This window comes from Saprospiraceae bacterium (assembly GCA_016717265.1).
Lineage (GTDB): Bacteria > Bacteroidota > Bacteroidia > Chitinophagales > Saprospiraceae > Vicinibacter.
The window spans coordinates 2,354,917-2,381,094 of record JADKFX010000001.1 but is presented as its reverse complement, the minus strand read 5'-3'; the positions used below and the strand labels follow the sequence as shown (position 1 = coordinate 2,381,094).

Here is a 26,178-nt window from a genome sequence, read left to right as displayed (position 1 = left end):
ACAAAATGATGAATCAGAAATTCATTTTATCCAGTATAATTTCTATTTTAATATTAACAGGAATTCAGTCACAACAGATTTGGCCGGTACAAGTGACAGGTAGTATGACTCCCCCACATTCTCTGGATTTGAAAGTGTACACCACAGATCGGATAGAGGATTTACTATTTAATGTTTTATTGAAGGATCCATTGGAGGAAATGCTGGAAGTTAGACCTTTTTTGAGTATTGAGCAAAACGGGAATATAATCTATCAGACGGATATGAATTTTGCATCAGTTCCGATAAAGCTTTTACAATTTGAACAATATACATTAGATGGTTCCGTATTGAGTGCCTACCTTTCAAATGATGCACTCACAGGTAAAAATTCGGAAGGACGCGGATCCGTCATTCTTCCTGAAGGATTGCTGGATATTTGTATTCAAATGTATGGTGTAGACAGAGTCGTGCCTGTTTCAAATAAATTCTGTATCACTTCCAATTTCAGGTTAAATCAAGCTCCTCAAATAATTAAGCCTGCATTTAATGAGAAGATAAAGATGCCAGCTATACAAAATATGATTTTCTCATGGCAGCCCATGCATATAGGAAGCGGCAACAATCCAGGTGCAGTGGAATATTTATTTGAATTGGTCGAATTACCTCAAGGGATCATGAATGCCAATGACGTTTTTGAAAGCGCGCTGAAAGTATATAATACAACAACAACTGCTACTTCCCTGATCTATTCACAGGCAGAGCCTGTATTGGAACCTAACAAATATTATGCATGGCGTGTAACTGCTTCGAGCATCATGTATCCCACAAGCTTGTTATTTCAAAACGATGGCAAAAGTGAAATATCGGTATTTGTTCTTTATGATGGAGACTCCCCTGCCACAGAAATGAATCCCTTTGACAATCCGGCACCAAGAGGATGTTCAGTGTACGAGACCAGTTATGGACCCATTGCCAAAGCAGATAATGAATCCATAATCGTTGGGGTAAATCAGGATGTAAAGTTGGGTTTTTTCAAAATGAAAATCACGGAAGCAATCGGAGATATTCAAACCGGATATTCGGGCAAAGGGATTGTGTACTATCCCATGTTGAGATCTTCCTTGGAAGTTGAATTTGAGAATATAAAAGTAAATAAGGAAGGCAGAGTGTATAAGAGTGAAAGGATACAAACGCTGCAGAGTCCGGATATCTATCTGGATATGAAACAGATCAATTCTTCAAATGTGAAGGATTATTTTTCTGTAGACTATGTGGATAAATTTTACAGTAAGATCGGTGCCCAAAGTAAAGTCACTGATCTTCCACAGGATAATATCAAATTAAATGCACTTCCACTGGTGCTAAGCAATGTTAAGTTTCCGAACGATGGCGTCAGTGTAGCAGGAGTTTATTTTACAACAACAAATGCATATGTAAATCTTATTTCCAGAAATACACAGGGAGATATTTTTGTCGGAACAAATATTCCTGCAACTCCATATGGATTAAAATCGGGAGCCTATCTGGTGCCGTTGCATAGTTCTACCAATCCCTCAGGTGGTGAAAAAATTACAGAATCCATCTTATTGGCGGGCCTACAATCTGCAGGAAGCAAGATAGAATGTGATTGTAATGGTTATCAGGATATTAAAGCAAAAACCGGACTCATCATTTCACCACAGATTATTCATCAGGTGGATCATGCTGGACCCATATCATTAACAACAGAAAAACCTGTAAATGATATAGGTACTTACATAGGCAAAGTGAGTCTGAGTAGCGCATTTGCGGTGTATGGATTGGAAGGATTTAAATTTATTCCAAAATCCGGTACATTGGATTTAAATCCAAATGCCGCAGGATCCGGCCAGACAAGTCCTGAATTGAACAATCCTGCCTGGAGAGGGCTGATTATTGACAATGTGGTGCTGGAGTTGCCACAGAAATATAATATCGTCCATCCATCCAAACCAATATTGTTGGAAAAGGGAAGCTTAATCATAGATGATAATGATATTCAGGAAGGATTTTTTTATCAAAAAGATGTTTTGGGTTTTAGCAAGGGAAGGATGGGTCCATGGGCATACAGCATTGATTCTATGTTGATGAATATTAGTAAGGATAGAATTTCAAACCTAAGTCTTCGTGGACAATTAATGACCCCATTTTTTGACGATGCATTTCCTTACAGTGCACAGTTTCAAGAATCAAAGAAGGCCAACACAAAATTAATTGCATCCATCCTTCAACCTGAATTAAAAATGTCTATGTGGCATGGACAATTTACCTCAAAGAACGATTCCAGGATTGAAGCGAGTTTAATCGATGAGAATGGTGAAGTGATATTGTCACCAAGATGTTCATTTAATGGAAGCTTAAACATCAACTTTACCGATGAAGAATTCAGGAAATCGATTCTAAATAAGAATAAATCTGAAATTATTGAAGATCTTGAGAAATCCTTGAATTTAAAGTCACTGGATTTCAACCTGAATAATTTAAGCATTCAGGGACTTACCAGTGATCCATTTAATAGCGGAAAAAATAAATATAAAGCAGATGCCCTTGAAGAACAAAATTCGACATTGAATTTTGGGCAACAGAAAGATAAACTTAAAGACGCAGTATTTTTGCATGAGGAGATCAATGGCCAAGAAAGAGTAGGTTTGAAACTAATTGTCTTAAAAGGTCAAAGCAAGATAGAATTGATTGTATGGTCTAAAAAGGACAAATCACAGTTTGAATTTGAAGGAATTGAAATAAAGAATATTTTATTGAAATGCAATTGCGCTGCTTTGAATGTAATCCCAACATCGGAGGAGTGGGATCAAATAATAGAAGAATTTTATAAAAAGCATTCTGGTTTAGAAAACAATTTCCTTAGTTATTCTCAAGAGGTCCGTTCCGGACATCAAAGTTTATCAGAATCTAAATCATGGTATCGTATCTACGATGTGCTGAAAATTGCAGATATAAAAGCAAATGCCATTGCCTGGTTTCCCCAGTCGGGAGAGAATAAAATATATATTCCATTTTTAGGAAAGAACCTGAACATTGAAAATAAAGATGGAGCTTATCAAGGAGTTTATCGGGATAAAAAATTTGCTCAAGATAAAATTAATTGGGATGAAAGCTTATTCAGATTTTTAAATAATGAAGAATCTCAAGATTTGAATTTGCCTATTGTTATAACAAAAGCGTACTGGGATTCTTTAGGTTTTAAGACAACCTATCCATTGCCAGATAATTTTAAACTGGTTATTTCAAAATTTAAAACTTCAGCCACAGACAAGCTTGCAGCAGCGACAATGACCATGGATTTAATTGGTGAGCTTGATGTAGAAGGTTCTAAGAAATACATACATTTTGCAACATTGGAAGATATTTCAGTAGGTCCACAAAAAATAGATTTGGCAGATAAAACATTTTATTTATTGAATGATTTTTCACTCAACAAGAATATCAATTATCTAAGCACAAAGAACAAGACTTCAATTTCTAAAGATCCAGCGAGTTCAACTACAGACAGCTATGCACGCATAAATTGTGATAAAGGACTAGAGTTCATTAATATTGTTGGAAATTATACTGTCAATACAGGTACCCTCACCAACGCGAACACGAAGACAGCAGAAGCTGCAACATTTGGGTTTCGAGTATTAGAGAATAATATTACAGGCAATAATGATTTGTTGACAAGTTTTACTGCAAATTTAAAACCTGAGTATTTTGACAGCAAGGACAAAAACTGGAAGCCATGGCAATTTACAGGTTTAAATGCACAACATATTCTATTTAGTGCACCGCAGCAATTGGATGCCTACCTTGATTTTAATGAAAATAAATCTGTTTTTGAAAAAAAACCAACACCCAATTTGCAAAATTCATTCGTAAGAAATGAAGAGGAAGAAGATAGTTTTACCGGCTTGATTTTCAAGAATCTCAAATTTGATATACAAATATTAGAAGTAAAGAAAAAGGCTGATGGAAATGTTGAAACCTTTAGGGATAGTCTTGTCAGTTTTGCAAGTTTTGAACAATTGACGCAGAGTTTTAAATCAGAATATTCCAAAATAAATGCAGTCGCAAAAGAGAATAAAGCAACATTAGGTACTTGGGATTATGTATTGGATAGCATTGCTTTTAAATTTGAAGATAATGAGCTTGACGAAAATCTATTATTGCTAAAAGGCAAAATCAGGGTTCCGATTTTCAAACAAGCACCATCAGAATCTTCAGCAGAATGGTTAAAAAAGTATAGTGATAGTTGGATTCCATATTTTCTAAATGTTGGGTATTCGACAAATCCGGAGGTGTCAGGATACCTTTCTGAGATAGAGGATAAGTTGTTTGAATCCTATCATATCGATAATCTTGGGTATAAATTGGAAAACGGATCAAGTCTCGAAATCGGAAGTGAAGGAACTGGTTTGATGGCAAGAGCACTTCTCAATGGAAGAGTAGTCTACACCATACCCAAATTGGATGCAACAATCAGTACGCTTGCTTTTGAAAATCTTAAGTTAAATTATAGTGTTGAAAATATTTGTAAAGGTGAGTTTTTGGCCGGTATAAATTCGATCGATTTTGGCACCTGGAGCCCTGCGCCTTTTTCAGCAAGTCAATTGAAAACATTGCAAGAGGCAGGAAAAAATCCTTCAGCCAAGGACAATAAGTATATGAAGCAACTGAAAGGTGGATTTAATAAAGTCGCAAACTTTGATATTAATTTACAAGAACCAAAATTTACTTGTAATATTGCCAATGACAGGGTGTTGACTTTGGGTTTGGAATTAAATATATCAAGGGATGCATCCAATTTTACAGCCGCACAACAAGCAGCCGCTGATCAAAATAATTCTGAAGAAAGTCTTGATAAAGATGTAAAATCTACTTCAGAAAATTTTGATAAAGCAAATGCTGCCTATAAGACTCAACAAGAATTCATTAAAAAAACAAATTCTGAACGGAAAGAATTATTAAAGCAAAAGAGACAACAAGAAGTCATTTATAAACTTTCGAATTCCATCCCGCTCTCAAGAATGAATGCTGATACTCGCAAGACCCGGGAAGAGGCTAAAAGTAAATTGGATGAACTTTCCAAAAAAGTCAATGATTCTAAAGCCAAATTTGATGCCGCCGTAACAGAAGTTAAAAAGAAAAGTTCAGAAATGAAAAGCGCCCGGAAAGATCTGAAGGATAAGAAAGATAATTTGGATAATGTGAAAAGTATTCGGGTAGCCAAAGAGGACAAAGCAAAAACCAACTTAAAGGAAAACCTAAAATACAAGGCCGAAACTGCAAAGGCTGAATTCAAAAATGCAAAGGAAACTAAAACATTTGCAATAACTGCCGGTGGTTCTATTGATGTGGTATTTAATGACAAGGGTTTCAAGAAGGTAGATCTGAATTGTTTGAAACTTGGTGGAAGTTTTGGTCCTGTAGCATTTGAGGGTGGTATAAATCTATTTAGGGAGGACACAAAAAATCCATCCGGAATTCAACAGGCTTCTACTACAAAATGGGGAAATGGTTTTCTTGGCATGGTCAAGTTGAAATTTCAAAAATTAGAATTCCAAACCAAGTTTCAGACAGGAGTAAAAACTGAGCTAACAAATTCTCCTGGCATTTTGGAAGATTATCGATACTGGTTTGCGGACCTTGCTGCGTACAATGGTGCTGGTTTCTTTACAGAGCCGAATACAGGTATCATGCTGACCGGAATTGGCGGTGGATTTTTCTATAATATGGCAAAAACGCGACCCCCTAGTCTAACTGCTCCTGATTCAAGCAAAGTTCCCAAACAAATTGATAATAACAAATGTGCATTGGATGGATTGGAACCTGGCAAATCCTTATCTGGTCTAAGCTACGAAGTAAAACGGAATAGCATGGGTGGGTATTTATTAGTCGAATTGTCTCATGTTGTTCAGGTAGTGACAGGCGAGATTGTCACCAGTCTACAGGTATCAAATGACAGCACAGGAATGCACTTTGACAATTTTGGATTGGATGTTACGGCTTTGGCTTTATTTGATTCATATGAAAACAGAAAATCTGCTCCGTTAGTGATTAAATCAGGCATAACAGTATCCAATGATCAGAAAGAAGGATGGGCTTTTGATGGAAACATGAAATTTAAATTTGTTAAGGAAGCCGGTCCAATAGGATTATTTTCTCCTGAAGGTGCCTCTGTTGGCCTTAGCCTTAATGATGATGAAAATAAAAAATGGAATACAATTTTATTCAAATTATCTAAAAATGAAAAGTATTTTTTAGCAGGAAGCTGGCGGATAGATAGTAAATCCGAGAGTCTTGGTCCTAAATCAAAAATGTTTCCAATCAATGCAAGTTTCAAAACCCCACTGATCAATGTAATGGCCGGTGCTTATTTTCAAATAGGGAGCAAAGGCACAGTAGATGATTTACCAAGTCTTTCCTATTTGATGGGATCTAGCGAATTTGTTGATAAAATAGAAAAGAATAACCCTCTTAAAAAACTTAAATCAAATGTTTCTTTTGCTACAATGGGTGGTCTCAGATTAAATGCTAAATTTAATAGTTCCTTTTTAATTTTTAGTACCGATGCGAATGGTCTATTGGGTGCAAATTTTAGAATTTCAGAAGTATCAACAACAGGTAATAAATGCCCTGATGTAGGAAAAATTGGTTTTTCAAATGGTTACTATGCCATGGGCAATGGATATGCCGATTTGAAATTGAATGTCAAAATGGATGCAAATGTTACCCTTGGATTTTGTCCTTTTTGTGAGCACTTGTCCGGTTCCTTCGAAATATTGAATGGACAATTACAGGCAGGTTTAAATTTTGGATTTCCTAATCCATCTTTCTTGCAGGGAGAAATTAAAGCTGATTATAGTTTATTTGGAGGCTTTTATAAAGGATCTCGAATTATTCCAATAAGTGTAGGTGGAAAAATTTGTTTAGATATTTCTCCAGATCCCGTTGTCGGTTTAAAAATTCATAATAAAATATACCCACCAGACGGCGCAGGAAAAATTGCGTTTTTGAAAAAAGTAGAGATTACAAACTTTCTCCCCGATAGTGAGCGAATCAAAATTGATCCAAATTCCATGTCTGCAAACTCATCAACCCAAGCTAAATACGACATTTATCCTTCTGCATCAGGTACCGATTTTTGGCTAAAAGAGAAAGAAAGTAAAAAACCCGTAAAGGTGAAGTCAGTTTGGTCATCAGACAAGAAAAAATTGACATTGGAAATTCTGGAAGAACTTAAATCTAAAACTACTTATTTAGTAAGTCAAGAATATGAATGGAGAAAAGATAATAGCAATGCACAAAAAGTACCAGGAATTTTGACCTTAGATCAGGAAATAGGTCGCGAAAAAGTTGTCACTGAATTTACTACCGGAGATCATTTTGATCAAGTAATTGAACATGAGCTTGTTGAATCTAGTATTCCTGCTAGAAATCAACGTTATTGGAATCCAGGTTATGGATACCCACATATAAGGCTTTCTGCTAATGATCGGAAAGCTATTGAGGATGCTTTTCCTCCTAATGATGAACAAATATTTGTTTATTATGTCGATGTTGTGGAATACACTCAAGATGGGCAGGAACTATTTCACAGAGTTCCAACTGAATTCATTCCACCGAATCGGGATTATGTACAGTATTTCGAACAATTAAAAGATAAATATATCAATAATACAACGAAATACCTAAGTACAGGAGGTGTTCCACCAATTGATTTTAAATTATTGTATGGCCTTCCTGATGACCTAGTCACTTTTCCGGAATTTAATAAGATACCATTTAAACCCGGGTCTCTATGTTTGTTTCAGTTATATAGAGCTATTGCAGATAAATCAAAGGTACTTGATTTAGGAAGGATGGGTAACTTCGATAGAAACAAGGTAGATTTTTCTGTCTATCCAAGAGTCCAGTCACCATCTAATCGCTTAATATATCAATTTTATTTTGGTGTAAGCCAGTATAAATCATTAACAGATAAATTAAACGATATGGATATTAAAATGGGTCTTTCGCAAAATAGTATTGTAAATTGTAATAGAGAAATCTTCTTGCCAGAAAATGAGATTTCAGTGATTGTAGACGAAGGCATCGAATCGCAGGAACTGCGCGTACCAAATGATATTTATTGGGGATTTTCAGGCAATAAGGAAGGATTTGATGCCAAAGATATTGAGTTGATTAATCAATATATGAATGTAACGTATAAACCAAGTTCAATTAATTATATGAACTGGAATGCGAAGCTTATTGTGGACAATTTTCCGACCATAAAAAGTGGATTGAGTAAATATTATAATCCGCTCAATATTGATATTTGGGATACAAAACAATTATTCTCAACATATTATACGCATCAAAATGTTGAGGACTTTGGTTTAAGACCCAATAAGGACGGAAATTATAATTTGGGTTTAGGACATGTTTCCCCCGAATTTGATGGCGAAGGAAGTCAATACTTTAAATTTTTACCCAATTCAAAAAAGCAAGAAATATCAGAAATTTCTATTAATGAGATAAGTAATAAAAAACTGAACTCTAAAGTTATTACCACTACTGCAAATAAAACAGATAATCGGGTATTTAAATATCCTGAGGAGGTCAATGATGATTTTGATTTTTTCCTTGAAGATGGTATTTCCAGTACAGTTTATTTACAAAAACGCATTCTGGATAAAATTCTAAATTCTACGGTACAAAACGCAAGAATTTCACCCTTTGATAATACGCTCCTTGTTTCTTCATTGCCATCCGGACAAGAATTTACAATAAAGGATTATGTAAAAACACCCGAGAAACAAATTAATTCTATAGAATATGCTTGGGGGTTAAATACGATTGATCGCATTACATTTTGTCCAATAGATTTAAAACTGAATATAAATTCAGATAATCAATATGGCTATCAGCGATATAATTATAAAGAAAGATTTTATTGGGAATGGAATGAAAAATCAGAGGGTACCAATATCATAATTGATATTAATAAATTCAAACCCTATTTTAATTCATTTGATCTCGAAAGCATAAAAAAATAAGTTAATGAGAAATCTATTTTATAAAAGGAATTTAATCGTATTTACATTGTTTATGCAAATAATTTTGTTTGCAAGCGATTCATTTGCGATCCACCATTTAATGAAAGATAACAACTTATTGGTTATTTCATACGATGGATCTGTAAAAGAAAATTGGGAGTTCGTGTCAGATTTTGAATTAAGTAAGTTAAAATCACAAGATACCACCGATCCTAAGAAGAAAAAGAATGATGAAGTGATGCTCCTTTTACGTTCATATTCCGATTCTATTGTAATTAGATTTGCGCCAAATGATTACAGCACATTTGTAAATGTAATAAAAAAAGGAATCCAATTAAATAGAAGTGAAGACAATATAAATTTTAAAAATATTGCGACCATATTTCCTGTTCCAAAGGAAAAAATTGATCCAAAATCAATGAAATCAGACTCGTTTGCCATCATGGCAGCATCCATTCTAAATGATGAAAAAATCAACACGAATGGCATGAACTTAGGTCAAATTAACCAAGCCAACAATGAGCTTTTCGGGATGGCTCTTATGCTTGCTGAATTCTCAGCATCTGCTGCACATATATTAGGATTAAGATTTGTTGATAAAAACGTAGAGAAAGGAAAGACTTATTTTTATACTGCTAATATCACTGGAAATGAAAATATTAAAACGAACGGACAAATTATAAATGAATTTATAGAACAAAGACCTCCATATCTGTTTCAGGTGGACACAGGTGACGGTTTTCTGAAATTAAAATGGAGTAAAGAATATAACAAGAGACAGTTCTCTAATTATTGGATAGAAAGATCTGTGGATAATAAAACCTTTTATCCAATTCTCCAGAGACCTCTAGTTATGTTTGAGACAGAACTATCAGAGAAATTCACGACCTATGAATATATTGACTCCTTCAACCTTTTCAATGATCAGATATATTACTATAAAATTTATGGCGGAACTGCCTTTGCTGAATATAGCAAACCTGCCTTTGCAAGTGGTATGCCAAAGGACTTGACCCCTCCGGCACCGCCGACACAATTTGAAGTGAAATATGATAAAGATTCGAAAGAATTTCAAATGGATTGGAATTTTGATTTAAATAATTTAGCTGAAGACTTTGATCATTTTCAAATCATGCATTCCCGATCAGCTTCAGGCCCTTTTACTCCAATAAGTTCAGCACTTGATTTAAGTGAAGCCGGATATGAGTATAAATTTGAAGGAGATTGGAATGAAATGAATGAGGGCAAGCATTATTTTGCAATGAATGTGTATGATGATCAAGGAAATTATAGTACCTCCTTTACGGTATTGGCTAATGTTCCTGATTTTACAAATCCTCAAACGCCAGAAAATTTTTCCGGATACATTGATTCTATGGGTATCGTTCGATTAAAATGGAATAGAAGTCGTTCCATGGATGCTAATGGGTATTGGTTGTATTGGTCGCATACGCAAGATGGAGAATTTTCTTTAGTTAAACAAGAAATGATTTCGGATACAAATTACATCTACTACATTCCAGAAAAGTCTTTGAATAAATATATTTATTATGCCTTGCGTGCAGAGGACTTTGCCTATAACAGGAGTGCTTCCACAGACATTTTGAAAGTCAAGCGTCTGGATAAAATTGCGCCTATTCCACCTTCTATTTTAAAAGTATATAATGATTCATTGAATTTGGTTTTGGATATTAAACATAGTCCAAGTGAAGACTGTATCAAATATTATATCTATCGGCGCCATGCGAATAGTTCGGATACCAGTTGGCAGTTATTGGATTCTATAAAAACCGAAACATTATATAAAGATCGAGTCACAGAAGTTGGGAAAACCTATTATTACAAAGTTTTGGGAGTCGATGACTCTGGAAATAAAAGTGAATTATCTCCATTAAAGCAAGCAACACTTTTATTGCCTAAAGAAGAATTAGTAGTTAAAAATCTAAAAATCAAACAAAATAATAAATCCGGAATAGAATTAACATGGGATTTTGAATTACCAAAAAAGTTAAAAGATGAAAAATATACCTACGAAATCTTCAAATCTTCCGGATCTGAAAGCGTGCATTTTTACAAAACGCTTACAAAGGATGAACTTCTTTTTATAGATGAGAACTTAAAACCACAAAGTTTATACAATTATGCTGTGCGAATCCATTTTGAAGATGGAACTTCAGGTGCATTGAGTAAAACCAAATCCATTTTAATAAAATAGTTTAATTGTTTGAATCATGACTAATCTAAAAATATATCAAAAACAATTATTTGTAATGTGTGCTTTCTTGTGCTCGTTAAGTGCACAAGCCCAAACCTTTGTACCTGTCAACGTTACAGGGTTCAACCATGACCTGATTGCCAATGGATCTGGCGGCACCAATCGTGCAGCAGCGACTACAACGATTACGTTTGATGGAGTCAATATTGGGGGAGATAATGTCATGTATTCCAAGGATTTCAGAGGGAACAATAATCCGAATACAGTTCCAACTTATGGTCTACCAGTCAATAGAATCATTACAAGCGTGAATCCAAATCTGGTAGGGGCTATTTATACACTGGCACATTATGATTCACTAAACGCTTTGGTATTAAAGAATAATGGCAGTGCTGGAACATTGAAACTAGAAACACCTGGAGTATTTTCTAAGATTGCTTTTCTTGGTTCAAGTGCTGAGGGTGCCTCTAATTTTAATGTAACATTAAATTTTAGTGATGGTACAAATACCAATGCAAGTTTTACTGTACCCGATTGGTATTTTGGCTCTGGTTTTGCAGTTAAAGGAATTGGAAGAGTGACTAGAACAACCGTAGGTTCTCAATTACCCGATATATTTACTGGCGATGCTGAAAATCCGAGGCTATATGATAACCAAATCACTTTGAATGCACCATTCAATACTAAAATATTAACGAGCATAACGTTTACAAAAACTTCCAGTGCAGGTAGCACTGCGATTCTTGCGATCAATGGCATAACTGCAGTCAATGCACCCGCGGCACCTGTAGCAACAGCAGCAACATCTGTTACTTTTCCATCTTTCACTGCAAATTGGCTAGCTTCATCTGGCGCTACTAATTATGTTTTAGATATATCCACCAGTCCAACTTTTAGTACATTATTAGCAAGCTATAATAATTTTAATGTAGGAAACGTACTCAACTATCAGATTAATGGACTTGTTGCAAGTCAAACTTATTATTATCGTGTAAGAGCTGTAAATGCAGCTGGAGTAAGCGCTAGTAGTAATTCTATCGATGTACCTTTTCCCGAATGCCCTCCGGGTGGCTATTCAGTCTTCACGCAGGCTCAGGTGGATAGCTTTTTAGTGCTCTATCCAAATTGCAAACAAATTTCCGGTAATTTAAATATTGCGGATAATTCAAGTATTAATAATTTAAACGGTTTTATCAATATTGAGAGGATTACCAGCCAACTCAATATCGTTCGAAATGTAGCGCTGACAAATCTCGATGGTCTCCAAAATATAATTTCAGTGGGAGGAAATTTATGGATAGATGGCAATGCTTTACTTTCTAAGATAAACAACTTTAATAAGCTGAGTTCTTGTCCAGTGTTGTATATAGGAGGCAACAAGGAACTTATTGAAATTTCGGGTTTTGATTCCTTGAGTCAGTTTCCATCCACAGGTATTGAGCAAAATGAGAAACTGAACAAAATTGGTATTGCAAGCCCAATTCAGTCCATCAATGGATCTCTAAAAATAAATAATTGTAAAAGTCTGAAATCGATAACTGCTTTTGGAAATGTCGCAAAGATCAACGGCAGCCTCATTATTACGAATAATGATTCTCTTACTAAATTAGATGCCTTTTCGCAATTGACAACAGCTAATGATTTGTCGATTCAGAATAATGCTGCTTTAGCAAATCTCGATGCCCTCAATAATCTCAATATGCTTAATGGGAGTATTGAGATTGCAGGCAATGCCATGCTCGTAAGCATCAGTGGTATAAGCAATATTCCGGCAAGCCATATCAAAAACTTAGGCCTAAGTATTCAATTCAATGCATTGCTTTCGATTTGTGATTTGCCAAATATCTGCACTTATCTGCAAGGAACTGGCCCTCGCACTATTGTAGGGAATGCAGCGGGGTGCGATTCCGAACAAACAGTAAAAAATGCTTGCTCCCCTCCTGCAGCACCCGTAGCACTTGCAGCAACAAACGTTACTTTTCCAGGGTTCACGGCCAACTGGCAAGCTTCTGTAGGGGCAACAGAATATTTTCTAGATGTATCTACTAGTAACACGTTTGCGAATTTTGTCACTGGGTATGATAATCGCAGTGTAGGAAATGCTACAAACTTTGCTGTGAGTGGTTTATCTTCTAACACAACACATTATTATAGAGTTCGAGCTAGTAAAGCAGCCGGAACAAGCCCTAATAGCAATTCGATTACTGTTTCTTTTGCACAATGCCCTCTTGGAGATGTTACAGTTAATACGCAAGCGCAAGTAGATAATTTTAAGATCCTTTATCCAAATTGTATTCAAATCACAGGAAATCTAAATATCACCGATAATTCAAATATCACCAACTTGAATGGTTTTAGCAATCTGGAAAATGTCACTGGTCAAATAAATATCGTTCGCAATTCTGCACTTATTAATTTGGATGGACTTCAAAATCTAAAATCAGTAGGTGGCAATTTTTGGATTGCTGATAATTCTGCAATTACTAAAATTAATACATTCAATAAATTAACTTCCAGTAGTCAAATGTACATTGGAGATCATAAAGAGTTAACTGAAATTTCAGGATATACTTCCATGACCAATATGCCAACTATTAGAATTGAAAATAATGCAAAATTGAACCTTATCAATATCACAAATTCATTAACACAAATAAATGGGCTTTTGAATATAATTAATAATCCGCAACTTCAATCCATAAATGCACTTGGGAATGTTCCGATAATTGCTGGCACGCTGACGATTGAGAATAATGCTTTATTGTCAAATCTCATTGCGCTGTCTCAGCTCACATTTGCAAATGAAATTATCCTTAAAAACAATGCTTCCTTAATCAACCTGGATCAATTCAGCAAAATTAATGCGCTCAACGGAAGCCTTCATATCATTGGTAATAATAACTTAAATTCAATATCGGGTTTGACAAATATACCAGCAGGTTCTATTAAGGGAACTGGATTAACAATTCAAAATAATCCGGCACTCGCCATCTGTGAGCTACCCAACATATGTACCTACCTGGATGGTTCCGGTCAAAGATTTATTTCTGGCAATGCACCGGGTTGCAATTCTGAGCAAGCTGTGCAAAACGCATGCGATGCATCAGAAGCTCCAGAGATTCCAATTGCCTTACCAGCCACGAACATTAACGCTTCGGGCTTTACAGCACATTGGCAGACCTCAGCGAGGGCGACATCTTATGCAATTGATGTTTCTACCAGTGGTTCATTCAGCACCATACTGCCTGCATACAACAACCTGAATGTTGGAAATAATGTGAATGCCTTGATTACTGGTTTGACCAACAATCAGACCTATTTTTACCGTATACGGGCCGTCAACAACAAAGGTAACAGTGCCAACAGCAATGTTATTTCTGTCAATCTATCGGTTTGCTTTGTCTCTATACCAAATGCAAACTTTAAAAACTATTTGGTACAAAATACAGCAATAAACACCAATGGCAATACTGAAATTGAATGTTCAGAAGCTGAATTATATACTGGATTAATTGATTGCAATGGCCTTAATATTGCTGACTTAAGCGGCATCGAAGCGTTTATTAATATTAAGGAAATTAATTGTAGTAATAATTTATTGGCGAATGTTGATTTAAGTCAAAACACGAAACTGGAGCAACTTAATTGTTCAAATAATTTACTTCAAACACTTGATTTAAATGGGAATCTGAAGTTGCGGGAATTGTACTGCTTCCAAAACAAATTAAATCAATTAAACCTTAAAGACAATACCAATCTGGAAACTATTGACTGCAACGATAACAATTTAAATATTTTAGACTTTAGTAAAAACAATAACTTGATACAAATTTGGTGCTACAACAATAAACTATTGTCATTGAATCTGGCAAATGGAATTAACGAAGATATGAGTCTTATAGAAGCGTTTAATAATCCAGATTTAACCTGTATCCAAGTGGATGATGAAGACTATAGCAAAGCGAATTGGAGAAGCGGGAAATTCAAATTTGATGCTCAACATATTTTTAGTGAAAAATGTGACCCATGCACTGATCCATCAATCTTATTTATTTCCAATTTTTTGGTATCAGGAACAGCTTGTACAGAAGATAGTATCCGATTAATTGAATATGGTTTTTTCCAGGATTCCATTCAAGACATTGAATTTTTATGGGATTTTGGAAACAATCGCAGTTCAAATGAACGAGACCCAATTATTATTTACACACAACCAGGAAAATATGCAATTGTACTCAAATTAAAAAGTCCAATCTGTGAAGCCACTATCAATAAACAAATAGAAATTCTGAATTGTGCTTTTCTGGATGGATCAAAAGAAAGGTATTCAAGTGTCTTTCCAAACCCAAGTTTTGGCCCGGTACAATGGAATATAAATTTACCCTATGAAAGTAATCTTTCTTTCAAATTATTGGATTTAAATGGCAAGGTACTTTTTACCAATTTTTATCCTAAAATTAAATTAGTTGCCGATGAAATTCCACAGCTAAAGACGGGTATTTATATTGTAGAATTAATATATCATGGAGGTACTGAAAGACATAAGATCATCATTTATTAATATTGCTATGTTAGCGATTGATTTAATTCAACAAAAAGACATTTGGTATCAATTCATTTAAAATTATGCAAAATTGACAGTATATTGGTTCTATTTATTAGAAAATATTATGCATGATATGCATTTTCATAAGAAATATCTTGTTAGGGATTTAATTTACTTCGCTTAGCAATTTGCAAAAAAAGTGGCACAAATTAAACATTGGAGCGTAAGTATCTACATTTTAGGGTGGCTGCTAATAGGTCAGACTAAAATATGGGGAGGAAATTGCGACCATTCATGGCTCCATAGTGCCAATATGGAATTAAACAAAATGTTGCTTGCCTATTCCCCTATAAGTGCTTTAAACTATGCAGATTCAATAAATAACATTATCAAAAATCAAAATCTAGAGGCTTGTCCAGATGCACTTTGGATTTTGTACAACCGGGGTGAAGCTTTGGAACTACATAATCGATTTCAGGAGGCTCTTAAAGAATATTATTTTTTGAGTACACAAGCCAAATTGCTAAAAGACTTTGAATTAATGGCCAGTTGCCATATTTCAATTGCCAGATGCATGGAAACAATAGGAAGGAAGGCAGATTGTCTAAGGCATCTCCTAATTTCTAAAAATATAATTGAGAGCCATAAACTGTGGTCGTTAAATAGTTTTCTCTGGGTTAGATATTCTAGCTACCATAGAATTTATGAATCTTTAGATTCAAGTTTTTATTATGCCAACCTAGCAGCTCAGAATAGTGAAATCTACAAGAACATCCGCCAGGCAGCAGATGCAAATATGTTAATCGGCATGGTGACTCCTAAAAAAGATAGTTCTGCTCAATATTTTTGGAAAGCCAAGAACTATTTTATATCAAACAATAATTATGACGGTGCTTCCTATATGGCTCTGAGTATTTACAATTGTCATCAAAAGTATCACTTAAAGCAACCTTTAGGTAATTGGTTGGATACCATGGCCAATTATTTAAATCAAATTCAGGAATATAATCCCTCATACCACATGCTGATGTCGATTTATTATGAAACGAGGAGTGCTAATTTTGAAAACGACCATCACTCAGACTCTGCTTACTCATATTCTAAATTAGCAAATAATCATTTAAAATTATCCAAAACAGATATAAATCAAGCGGAAATTTCCCAATCTGAAATCGATTTTTTGATACGTGAGGAAAAGAAAAAATCGGATAGTCTATTAAAGCAATCCAACTTGCAAAAAATTGCAATCGCTATATTGGGATTATGTTTGTTGATTATTATAGGAATGTTTTATAGCAATCATTTGAAAAGAAGAAAGATCGAACAACAAAAACTTTTCATTCAAAATCAAAACCAAGAATTAAATAAATCATTGGAACGCCAAAACTTGTTGCTTTCAGAAGTACATCATCGGGTTAAAAATAACCTTCAATTAGTTATTAGTCTGCTTGCATTACATTATAATAAAATAAAAAACAACAGCGAATTTCAATTTCTCGAGGAAATTGCAAATAAAATCAGAAGCATTGCATTGATACATGAACACTTATATAATTCTGGTGAATTTGAAAGAATTGAGTTAGGATCTTATATTAAAGAGCTTCTTGAACACTATTTGGCATTACATACCAGCGCACTTAAATTTGAGTATCATTTGGAATCCGATTCGCCTATTTATCTTAATTTAGAAACTACTATGCCTATTGGTATTATATGTACTGAACTTATTAGCAATTCTCTAAAATATGCTCGCAGAGAAGAGGTAACATTGCTTCTGGAATTTAAGCTTTATGCTTTAGAAAACAAATATATTCTCAAGTATCAGGATAATGGAGTATTTCCATCTGTTAAAAGCAGTAATAAAGAAGGAATGGGTACTATGTTAATTGACAGTATGGTTAGACAATTGCAAGCACAAAGTTCGTCCTCAGCTTTTGGAACATCATCATTTAATTTAATATTTCAAGAGAAAAAAGTTTCTGCAGTTTAATATGAAGCATTTAAATATACTTATTGTAGAAGATGAAATTCTGATTGCTGAAACCATAAAACTGTACTTGGCAGAAGTTAATCATAGAACTTGTGCTATTTGTATTTCATATGATGAGGCTATTGCTGCATTTCACTTGCATGCTCCTGATCTGGTATTGTTAGACATTAGACTTTTTGGCGATAAGTCTGGGATCGATGTAGCTAATTACCTACAGTCTGTAGAACCAAAATCACCGTATATTTTCATTACCTCGCAACATGATAAAAGAATATTGGAATTAGCATTGAAAACAATCCCTTATGGTTACATTGCAAAACCTTTGCAAAAGGAAACACTTTGGACAAGCATTGAGGCGGCTTATCAATTATTTCAAACGTATCATGCTGATCATGAGAAATTGGAGATTTCAGATGGAAAAGAAAATTATAAAATAAATGTAAATGAAATAGAATTTATACAAGCCGACCATGTTTATTCTCATATTTCATTTGTAAAAGATAAAAAATTAATTATTCGAAAAGGCTTACAGAATTTGCAGGACATGTTAAGTTCAAGTCTATTGGTTAGATGCCATCGTAGTTATATTATTAATACTAAATTTGTCAAAAAATGGAATCGAGAAATTGTTGAAATGAGTACAGGGAAAATTATACCCATTAGCAAATCCTTTAGAGAAATCATTATTCACAAACTTCAGGATTAGAAATTATTTTTTTAATTTTTTGTTAAGAATTCAATGCAGAAAAACAGAATGGGTATCATTAAAACGAAAATTAAGCTTAGCAGATTATTAAACGTTTACAATAAGAATGAATTTCTTCGTCCGTGACATTAAATGATAAACGCTTATTTAAAATGAGCAAACAGCATTAACAATCTAATAAAAATCCAGTATTTTGATTTTTTGGACGCTTACCTTTTAAGTAACTTTACGGCGAAGTACACATAGCTGATTTGCTCGAGCCGGAGCAGTTGAATTTTTCCAATTTTGTGGGAGCAGCTCTGAGATTCAATATATTGCATGGTCCTATACTCTATGGAACACATCAGTAAACCAATCATACGCCTGCCTGCTCTGCGGCCAGCAGGCAGGAATTTATACTTTGAAGCTTACAAGTTAAAAACAGTGAATAGACCTTCGCTGAGCAAACTTAGCCCACGGCAAATTCGCTTTAAACCAACGTTTACGGCGAATTTGCTGACATATTGTATAGCCACGATGTATGCGCAAACTTTAAAAAAATGAAAAAAAGTATAATAATATTGGCTATGGCGACAACAGGATTTTTTTCCTGTGGGCAAAGCAGTAAATCAACATCAGATACCGTTAATACAGGAACTTTGAATTCGACAGAAAATATCCAAAGTCAAAAATCATTGGCTAATTATAATGAAAAATATATTGACACTAAATATGAGTATACTGATTCTATCGGCATGAATCTAATAATACAAAATAGCTTACCAAGAGGTGGATTAAAATACACTGACCCTAATGGTAAGGAATATGTTTATGCTATATTTTGGACTCGAATAATTAATGAAACAGTAAATCCTTTTGAATTTACGATTAATTTTCCTAAAGATTCATATGAGCTTCCGTCTTCACCTGGAAGATACTTTAGAATATTGCTTCCTACCGACACAATGACACTTGATAAAGAACCATTATTTAATTATGGCCTGACAGATTTAGAATTTTTTTTAGATAATGGTATTCACAAATCGTCTTCGTTGAAAAGAACTATTAACCCAAATAAATCAAGTAATTTTTATGTCGTAACTCTTTTTAATCTAGGAGTAGATGGTACATTGCGAACGGGACTTAACTTAAAAGAGCAAAATCTTTTTTATAGAATTAACGATAAAGAAATTCATTGCGGAAAGATTAATTTAAAAAATTTGCTGTTACAGAAATAACAAAAAGCCAGCGCACAACACGTTGGCAACATGGCGGCTGTGTTATAACTGCTAAAATGCCTTACATGAACTTATACGAAGTGCTTTTTGGATTTATAAATATAAGTTGGTATTTTCACACACTGGCATGATCGCCTATTAAAAAAAAATTATTTAAGTATTGCTCACTAGTCAATATTGCATTTTTTCTAATCTTGCAATTTTTGCTTTCACTTATAGTGGTTAGCTACAGAGCGACAACAATAGCTTAGAACCATGGCGTTTTGCAGTGTTAGATTTTGGTTTATTCCAACACTTTTAGAGCTGATTCCTAAACATGATGATAAAATTAAACTTATTCACTATTTTTGATTCTGCCACGGCTCCAAGCTGAGTCCGTTCGTGACAACTAAAAAAAAATTAATCATGAATAAAATTAATAAATTGATAGGCGCTGCCATGATTGGAGCACCTTTATTAATGCTCCTGGCTGATACGAACTCCTTGCTTTTTAAATATCCTAAAAATTTTTGGTTCACCAGCATACTACTATTTCTTTCATTTTATGCCTTCCTGGGCTTAATTCATGGAGTACATCACTTATCGAACGCTACGAAACTAGCACTGATTGGGACCCTTATTGCATCATTTGGAGTCCTTGTAGGGGAAACAATTATGGGTCTGGAAAGAGTAGCCTGGGCTATGAATGAAGTTGGATTAAGTGCAGAAATTGACAGGACCGTACATCATCCCATCGTTTTTAGTACAAGCCGGCAAATAGGATTGACATTTCCGATTGGCTTAATTATATTAAGTATAGCCTTATTCAAGGCTAAGACTATTAGTATGGTTACAATGGCTATCTTAATCATCGGCATTATTTTATTTCCGATTGGTAGAATTATCGTGGGGCCATCCGCCAATATTGCTGGAGATTTAATCATGCTAATTATATATGGGAAACTCGGATTGGGCGTAATGAAGAATTCTAAATAGGCAAAAGGCACTTTGTCCTGTTACTCCGTTGTTCTATGAAAATGTTTGAAATCATAAAAATCGATTGTCACGTTCTAAAATATTAGCTATTATGCTACGTTAGTATTGGGAAGGTCCTAGAACTTGAAAAGTTTACTGGAACGAAGGGTTGGTATTTTGTTAGACAAACTGGTAGTCATAAAATATACAAACATGAAACTATATCTGGATTCATTTTAATTCTATTTCATGGATCAAAAGATTTGCCAAAGGATACAGAAACTAGTATTTTGAAAAAAGCAGGACTATAAAAGTAATATGAAACAATTTATAACAATAATAGACAGTCATAAATAATTACAATAAAATTTCCAAAATTATGATAACAACAAAAAACATTATTGCTCATGCTCTATTTTTGTTGATTTCTATCTACATTGTGAATGGACAAAATAATCCAATTGCTGACGATTACATTCGAATAGCAGACGATTTTAAGAAAAACTCTAAACCAGATAGTGCAATTATTTATTATGAAAAAGCATCTGTCGAATTTCAAGCACTTGGGAACATTGAAAAATTTATAAGCGCATATAATCAAATAGGAATTATTCTTACAAGACAGGACAAATATGAACAAGCGAAGACTTATTTAGAGAAGGGTTTATCAACGGGACTTTCTTCACTTGATACAAACAATCTGGTAATTGCAATGACTTACATTAGTTTAGGTGTAATTTATAACGCAGAAGAAAATTACGACCTATCTTTAATTTGCCATTACAAAGCCCTTGCCATTCGATTGTTGAAACTAGGAGCAAACGATGCCGAAGTTGCAACAAGTTATGGAAACATAGGAAATGTTCACCGCAACAAAAAGGAGTTTGATAAATCAATTGAAGCTCATTTAAAAGCAATGAAAATCAGAGAAAAAATTTTTGGGTTAACAAGTGCAGAAATTATTGAATCTTATGTGGGTCTGGGAAATACTTACCGGGAGAAAACAGATTATAGTACTTCATTGGTTTATTTTGAGAGCGCATTGAAAAATAAAATTATTCAACGTAGAGAAGGACATAAGGATTTAGTAAAATTTTACAAATACATCAGTGATGTATATTATTTGATGGGAAACAAATTGAAAGGAGACGAATACAAAATTATATATATAGAAATCGAAAAAAAGTCAAAATAAAATACATAAATGAATCTAAGGCTTTGCTAATATTGGCTTGGTAAAAGCAGGGCTGAAGTGGTTAATTGAGCAATTGAACTTCTAATAAACAGTGCAACCATTAACCAATAGACAAAAAACAAAACAGACAAACAATTCAAAACAACAAAAATCTAAAAGACATTGAGAAAAGTAATTTCATTTATGCACATATCGCTTGACGGCTTTGTAGCAGGACCAAACGGAGAAATGAGCTGGATTAAAGCTGACCAAGAAATTTTTGACTATGTAGGTAAGCGGATAAGCAAAAGCGACACTTCATTATATGGACGAGTGACTTATCAATTGATGGAAAGTTATTGGCCTACCGCAGCAGACAAGCCGGCAGCGACCAAGCACGACATTGAACATTCAAAATGGTATAAAAATGTTCGAAAAGTTGTTTTATCAAAAACAATGAAAGAAACGGGTTTGACTAACACAACAATTATTAACGACAACCTTGCAGACAGAATAAATGAAATAAAGCAACAGGCGGGTGAAGACATCTTGCTTTTTGGAAGTCCGACAGCAACACATTCACTAATTCAACAAAACTTAATTGATGGCTACTGGCTATTTATTAATCCAATTATTCTAGGACAAGGCATTCCATTGTTTGTAGACATAAAAGACAAAATAAAACTTAAACTTTTGCCTATGACTCGACAATTTACTTGCGGGGTAACGGAACTGAATTACACCGTAGATAGATAATAAATGAACATTCAAGAACAAATCAAAAAGTATATTGACGGCCAAGCTGAACCAAAACGGGCTGATATTGAAGCGTTGCATAAACGCATACTTCAAGCATTACCAAACTGTAAATTATGGTTCTTAGACGGCAAAGACGATAAAGGAAAAATTGTTTCCAATCCTAATATAGGATATGGAATTCAAACCATAAAATATGCTGACGGAAAAACTAAGGAGTTTTATCAAATTGGTATCAGTGCAAACACGACAGGAATTTCAGTTTATATAATGGGCATTGAAGACAAAAAGTATTTGCCCGAAACCTACGGTGAAAAAATAGGCAAGGCAAGTGTAACGGGCTATTGCATTAAGTTCAAAACGCTGAAGGACATAAGTATTGACACGCTTGAAGCGGCAATTCTAGACGGCGTTAAACATACGATGTAACTGACAACGATTGAGCAAGCATATGACATCAACAAGTAATGAAAATAAACAACGAACCGCAAATTGAGTGGACGGTCCTGCCAGATCACGTTAACAGGTTGCGCCCTCACTCCATTCCCGCATTCCGGGATAGACTCCCGTTTGGGTCGCGAATACGGCGGTTCGCAAAGTCATAGATTGATCATCTGCTATTGATCTGATAATAAAATGTAACCTCGTTGTTTTAAGCGCTGGATTGTGCTGGTAGTTTTAAGAATAGGACTTTGTGTAATTGCCTATCCTCCCCTTCTTCTACCCTCCCCTTCCGGTTCCTTCGATTCGTTCTTTCATTTCGGTAAGGCAAATATCTTTCGATCAATTCCCGCTTTATCTACTCATCTCAAAATTTCATGGGTCGTTTGCATGATGCGTTACATTACCCATTGAATTGAGCCTCATATACAACCGCTTCGCTCTTCACTTCGTCAAAGACATGAATATGTTTTTGGTTTCTTTCAGAAACTTCACTACGTTCACGAATCGTCGGTACCAATCTTTGCAGTTCTGTTTATCTGCCTGTCCGGTCAGGCGGGCATCAGCGCTTGATTCTTTTTATACCACCTTACAGTTTGCTGACACGTCCTGTCGTTACTCGGCGTATAAGAGCTTTTCAATCTCTGGATTTATTCTGTTTTCTGCTAAACAGTTTATTTGCCATTCAAAACGCACACAGGAGATGAATGTAAGCAGCGTAAACCATTTTTCATTAAAGAAAATGTCGTATTTTTGACTTCCTGTTTTTGATTTTGGCAGCCATCGAAAGTGCTCTGCCTGCATCCATCTCAAATACTTTAGCGGCAGCCCTAAAAGACACCATGAACATAAACAGACTCATATTACATTTTGACAATTATCTACCTCTTGACGACACGGAAAGGAAGGAATTGAGCAATCGTGTAATTGAGAAAAACATCAAGCGGAGACAATTCATACTTCAAGAAAATGATGTTTGCAAATATTACACTTTTGTTATTTCAGGGCTTTTTAAAATGTATGCTGTTGACAAAAACGGAAAAGAAAACAACATACAATTTGCATCAGAAAACGACTGGATTGCAGACATTGGCAGTTTTCATAACGAAAAGCCAAGCCGACTTTATATAGAGGCAATAGAACCATCCATAATTCTACAAATTTCAAAAGACAATTTATGGTATTTGTACACAAATTACCCCAAGTTTGACAGAAATTTTAGAGTAATAATAGAAGATAAATTTATTGAGTTGCAAAATCGGGTTTTGCAATCTATAAGTTCTACGGCAGAAGAACGCTACGAGACTTACTTGGAACAATATCCGAATTTATCAAACCGACTACCCAATACCCAAATCGCTTCTTACTTAGGTATTACGCCTGAGTTTTTGAGTAAAATCCGCAATAACATTTCTAAAAAGTAATTTACCCTTAATATAGTTTAAGATTATTTCTTAAACTTTTTTATTGGCTACAGAATTCAGTTTGTCTCATCTTTGCATTGTAATTAAAACAATAATAATTTTTAAAAACATCAAAAATGGACAAAAAGACAATAGTAGTAATTGGAGCCTCCGGTTCACAAGGTAATGGCGTTGTAAATGCTTTAGTTAATCAAGGCACTTATAATGTGAGAGCAATAACCCGCAACCTAGAAAAGTACACAGGAAATGCAAACGAAGTGGTTAAAGGTGATTTAAACGATTTGCAATCATTAAAAGATGCTTTTAACAACGCTTACGGAGTTTTTGCAGTAACTAATTTTTGGGAAGGTGCAGACGAAATTGCTCAAGGTAAAAATGCTATCGAAGCAGCAAAAGCAATGGGAATAGTACATTTTATTTGGTCAACACTTCCAAATGTAGAAATTATTAGCAAGGGAGCGTTTGAAGTTCCTCACTTTACAAGAAAAGCAAAAGTAGATGACTTGGTAAAAAATGCTGGTTTTAAGTATTCAACATTTGTTCAAGCTCCATTTTATTATCAAAATTTTGTTGGAATGCTCAGTCCTCAGCCAAAACAAGATGGCTCAACTGGTTGGACACTCCCAATTGACCCTACTAAAAAAGTAATTCATATGGCGGATATAAATGACTTGGGAAAGGTAGTTGCAGGTGCTTTTTCACAACCGGAAAAAGCTGGAAATGGCAATTACCTTGCATTAGCCACAGAGTTAAATAGTTTTAACGATATTCTTAAAGTATATAAAGCCAATGGTAAAGAATATAGCTTTACGCAAGTGCCCGCTGAAGTGTTTTCAACGTTTTTTGATGGAGCAAAAGAATTAGCCGAAATGTTCGGGTATTTTGAAAAACATACTTATATGGGACCTAATCCCGAAACACAAATAGAATTGGCAAAAGATATTGCCACCAACAAATTCGTATCTTTTAATGAATGGATAAATCAAAATAATTAATAGAATGAAAAAAATCCTAATTCCTACTTTTTTGTTTTTGTTAATGGTAAGTTGTCAGAACCAAACAGAAAATAAATCAACAACAAACAATCAAAATAAAACAGAAATGAACGCAACAACAGAAAAACAAGCCATAGAGAAAATGCTTTTCTCTTATCGTGATGCTTTGAATACTTCCGATGTTTCTAAAGTATTAGCTCTTTATACTCAAGATGGTGTATTTATGCCTTCAAACGCACCTTCTGCAATTGGACAAGAACAAATTAAAGGTTCTTACGAGTTCGTGTTTAAAACCATTCAATTGCACATTGAGTTTTTTATTGATGACATTGTTGTTAATGACGACTATGCATTTGCAAGGACAACTTCAAAAGGCACAACACTAATTCACTCAAACGGGCAGACCATTCCCGAAGAAAACCGTGAGTTGTTTGTGCTTCAAAAAGTGGACGGACAATGGAAAATTGCTCGATATATGTTTAACAAAATGAAATAAACAAAGAGACGTGCAGCCTATAATAGCGGTTTTGCGTCAAGCGGGGTTTCGTGCTTTGCTTGACGCTTTGTACGTAAATTTGGTTGCGGTTCTTCGTATCAAAGTGAGTGCTAAAAACCCGCCCGAACTCAAGTTCGACAACCACCAGGATGTGAAAAAACTTAGTAAAAATAATTTGTAAATTTCTTTGTAAAATAAATTATGATTTGTATTTATTTATATTCTG

The 26,178-nt window shown here is 34.6% G+C and carries 14 protein-coding genes; all 14 read left to right on the top strand.

The genetic code is table 11. From position 1 onward, the window contains the following. The first annotated feature begins 5 nt into the window (after positions 1–5). The 14 genes from IPO86_09090 (at position 6) to IPO86_09025 (ending at position 25,952) form a co-directional block, all read left to right on the top strand. Positions 6–9,038 (top strand): hypothetical protein, encoded by a 9,033-nt coding sequence (locus IPO86_09090; GenBank protein ID MBK9728257.1) that lies wholly within the window; start codon positions 6–8, stop codon positions 9,036–9,038. A gap of 4 nt (positions 9,039–9,042) precedes the next feature. After that, positions 9,043–11,253: a hypothetical protein gene (locus tag IPO86_09085; GenBank protein ID MBK9728256.1), complete on the top strand. Its 2,211-nt coding sequence runs from the start codon at positions 9,043–9,045 to the stop codon at positions 11,251–11,253. A 16-nt stretch (positions 11,254–11,269) separates the two neighbouring features. After that, positions 11,270–15,814 carry a fibronectin type III domain-containing protein gene (locus tag IPO86_09080; GenBank protein MBK9728255.1) on the top strand — a complete coding sequence of 1,515 codons (4,545 nt, stop codon included), beginning with the start codon at positions 11,270–11,272 and terminating at the stop codon, positions 15,812–15,814. Positions 15,815–15,998: 184 nt separating this feature from the next. Continuing rightward, positions 15,999–17,789 carry a sensor histidine kinase gene (locus IPO86_09075; GenBank protein MBK9728254.1) on the top strand — a complete coding sequence of 597 codons (1,791 nt, stop codon included), beginning with the start codon at positions 15,999–16,001 and terminating at the stop codon, positions 17,787–17,789. Position 17,790: 1 nt separating this feature from the next. Beyond that, positions 17,791–18,495: a response regulator transcription factor gene (locus tag IPO86_09070; protein MBK9728253.1), complete on the top strand. Its 705-nt coding sequence runs from the start codon at positions 17,791–17,793 to the stop codon at positions 18,493–18,495. Positions 18,496–19,034: 539 nt separating this feature from the next. Continuing rightward, on the top strand, positions 19,035–19,712 hold the full coding sequence (locus IPO86_09065) for a hypothetical protein (protein ID MBK9728252.1): 678 nt from the start codon (positions 19,035–19,037) through the stop codon (positions 19,710–19,712). A gap of 405 nt (positions 19,713–20,117) precedes the next feature. Further along, positions 20,118–20,687 carry a hypothetical protein gene (locus IPO86_09060; protein MBK9728251.1) on the top strand — a complete coding sequence of 190 codons (570 nt, stop codon included), beginning with the start codon at positions 20,118–20,120 and terminating at the stop codon, positions 20,685–20,687. 104 nt (positions 20,688–20,791) lie between these two features. Further along, the gene (locus IPO86_09055) at positions 20,792–20,977 is read left to right on the top strand and encodes a type II toxin-antitoxin system HicA family toxin (GenBank protein ID MBK9728250.1); all 186 of its coding nucleotides are present in this window, start codon (positions 20,792–20,794) and stop codon (positions 20,975–20,977) included. Between the two features lie 68 nt (positions 20,978–21,045). Beyond that, complete coding sequence (locus IPO86_09050; GenBank protein ID MBK9728249.1) at positions 21,046–21,861, top strand: tetratricopeptide repeat protein; 816 nt, start codon at positions 21,046–21,048, stop codon at positions 21,859–21,861. 162 nt (positions 21,862–22,023) lie between these two features. Beyond that, positions 22,024–22,596, top strand: a complete 573-nt coding sequence (locus IPO86_09045; protein ID MBK9728248.1) for a dihydrofolate reductase family protein — start codon at positions 22,024–22,026, stop codon at positions 22,594–22,596. Positions 22,597–22,599: 3 nt separating this feature from the next. Further along, entirely contained in the window at positions 22,600–23,025 is a 426-nt protein-coding gene (locus IPO86_09040) for a DUF1801 domain-containing protein (GenBank protein ID MBK9728247.1), read from the top strand. A gap of 854 nt (positions 23,026–23,879) precedes the next feature. Next, positions 23,880–24,461, top strand: a complete 582-nt coding sequence (locus tag IPO86_09035) for a Crp/Fnr family transcriptional regulator (GenBank protein MBK9728246.1) — start codon at positions 23,880–23,882, stop codon at positions 24,459–24,461. Between the two features lie 116 nt (positions 24,462–24,577). After that, positions 24,578–25,456: an NmrA/HSCARG family protein gene (locus tag IPO86_09030; protein MBK9728245.1), complete on the top strand. Its 879-nt coding sequence runs from the start codon at positions 24,578–24,580 to the stop codon at positions 25,454–25,456. A gap of 4 nt (positions 25,457–25,460) precedes the next feature. After that, positions 25,461–25,952, top strand: a complete 492-nt coding sequence (locus tag IPO86_09025) for an SgcJ/EcaC family oxidoreductase (protein MBK9728244.1) — start codon at positions 25,461–25,463, stop codon at positions 25,950–25,952. The last annotated feature ends 226 nt before the right edge of the window (positions 25,953–26,178 follow it).

Bases quoted from the DNA above. Each gene is read 5' to 3' on its own strand.
- IPO86_09090 (MBK9728257.1), top strand. From the start codon at position 6: ATGATGAATCAGAAATTCATTTTATCCAGTATAATTTCTATTTTAATA.
- IPO86_09085 (MBK9728256.1), top strand. From the start codon at position 9,043: ATGAGAAATCTATTTTATAAAAGGAATTTAATCGTATTTACATTGTTT.
- IPO86_09080 (MBK9728255.1), top strand. From the start codon at position 11,270: ATGACTAATCTAAAAATATATCAAAAACAATTATTTGTAATGTGTGCT.
- IPO86_09070 (MBK9728253.1), top strand. From the start codon at position 17,791: ATGAAGCATTTAAATATACTTATTGTAGAAGATGAAATTCTGATTGCT.
- IPO86_09065 (MBK9728252.1), top strand. From the start codon at position 19,035: ATGAAAAAAAGTATAATAATATTGGCTATGGCGACAACAGGATTTTTT.
- IPO86_09060 (MBK9728251.1), top strand. From the start codon at position 20,118: ATGAATAAAATTAATAAATTGATAGGCGCTGCCATGATTGGAGCACCT.
- IPO86_09050 (MBK9728249.1), top strand. From the start codon at position 21,046: ATGATAACAACAAAAAACATTATTGCTCATGCTCTATTTTTGTTGATT.
- IPO86_09040 (MBK9728247.1), top strand. From the start codon at position 22,600: ATGAACATTCAAGAACAAATCAAAAAGTATATTGACGGCCAAGCTGAA.
- IPO86_09035 (MBK9728246.1), top strand. From the start codon at position 23,880: ATGAACATAAACAGACTCATATTACATTTTGACAATTATCTACCTCTT.
- IPO86_09030 (MBK9728245.1), top strand. From the start codon at position 24,578: ATGGACAAAAAGACAATAGTAGTAATTGGAGCCTCCGGTTCACAAGGT.
- IPO86_09025 (MBK9728244.1), top strand. From the start codon at position 25,461: ATGAAAAAAATCCTAATTCCTACTTTTTTGTTTTTGTTAATGGTAAGT.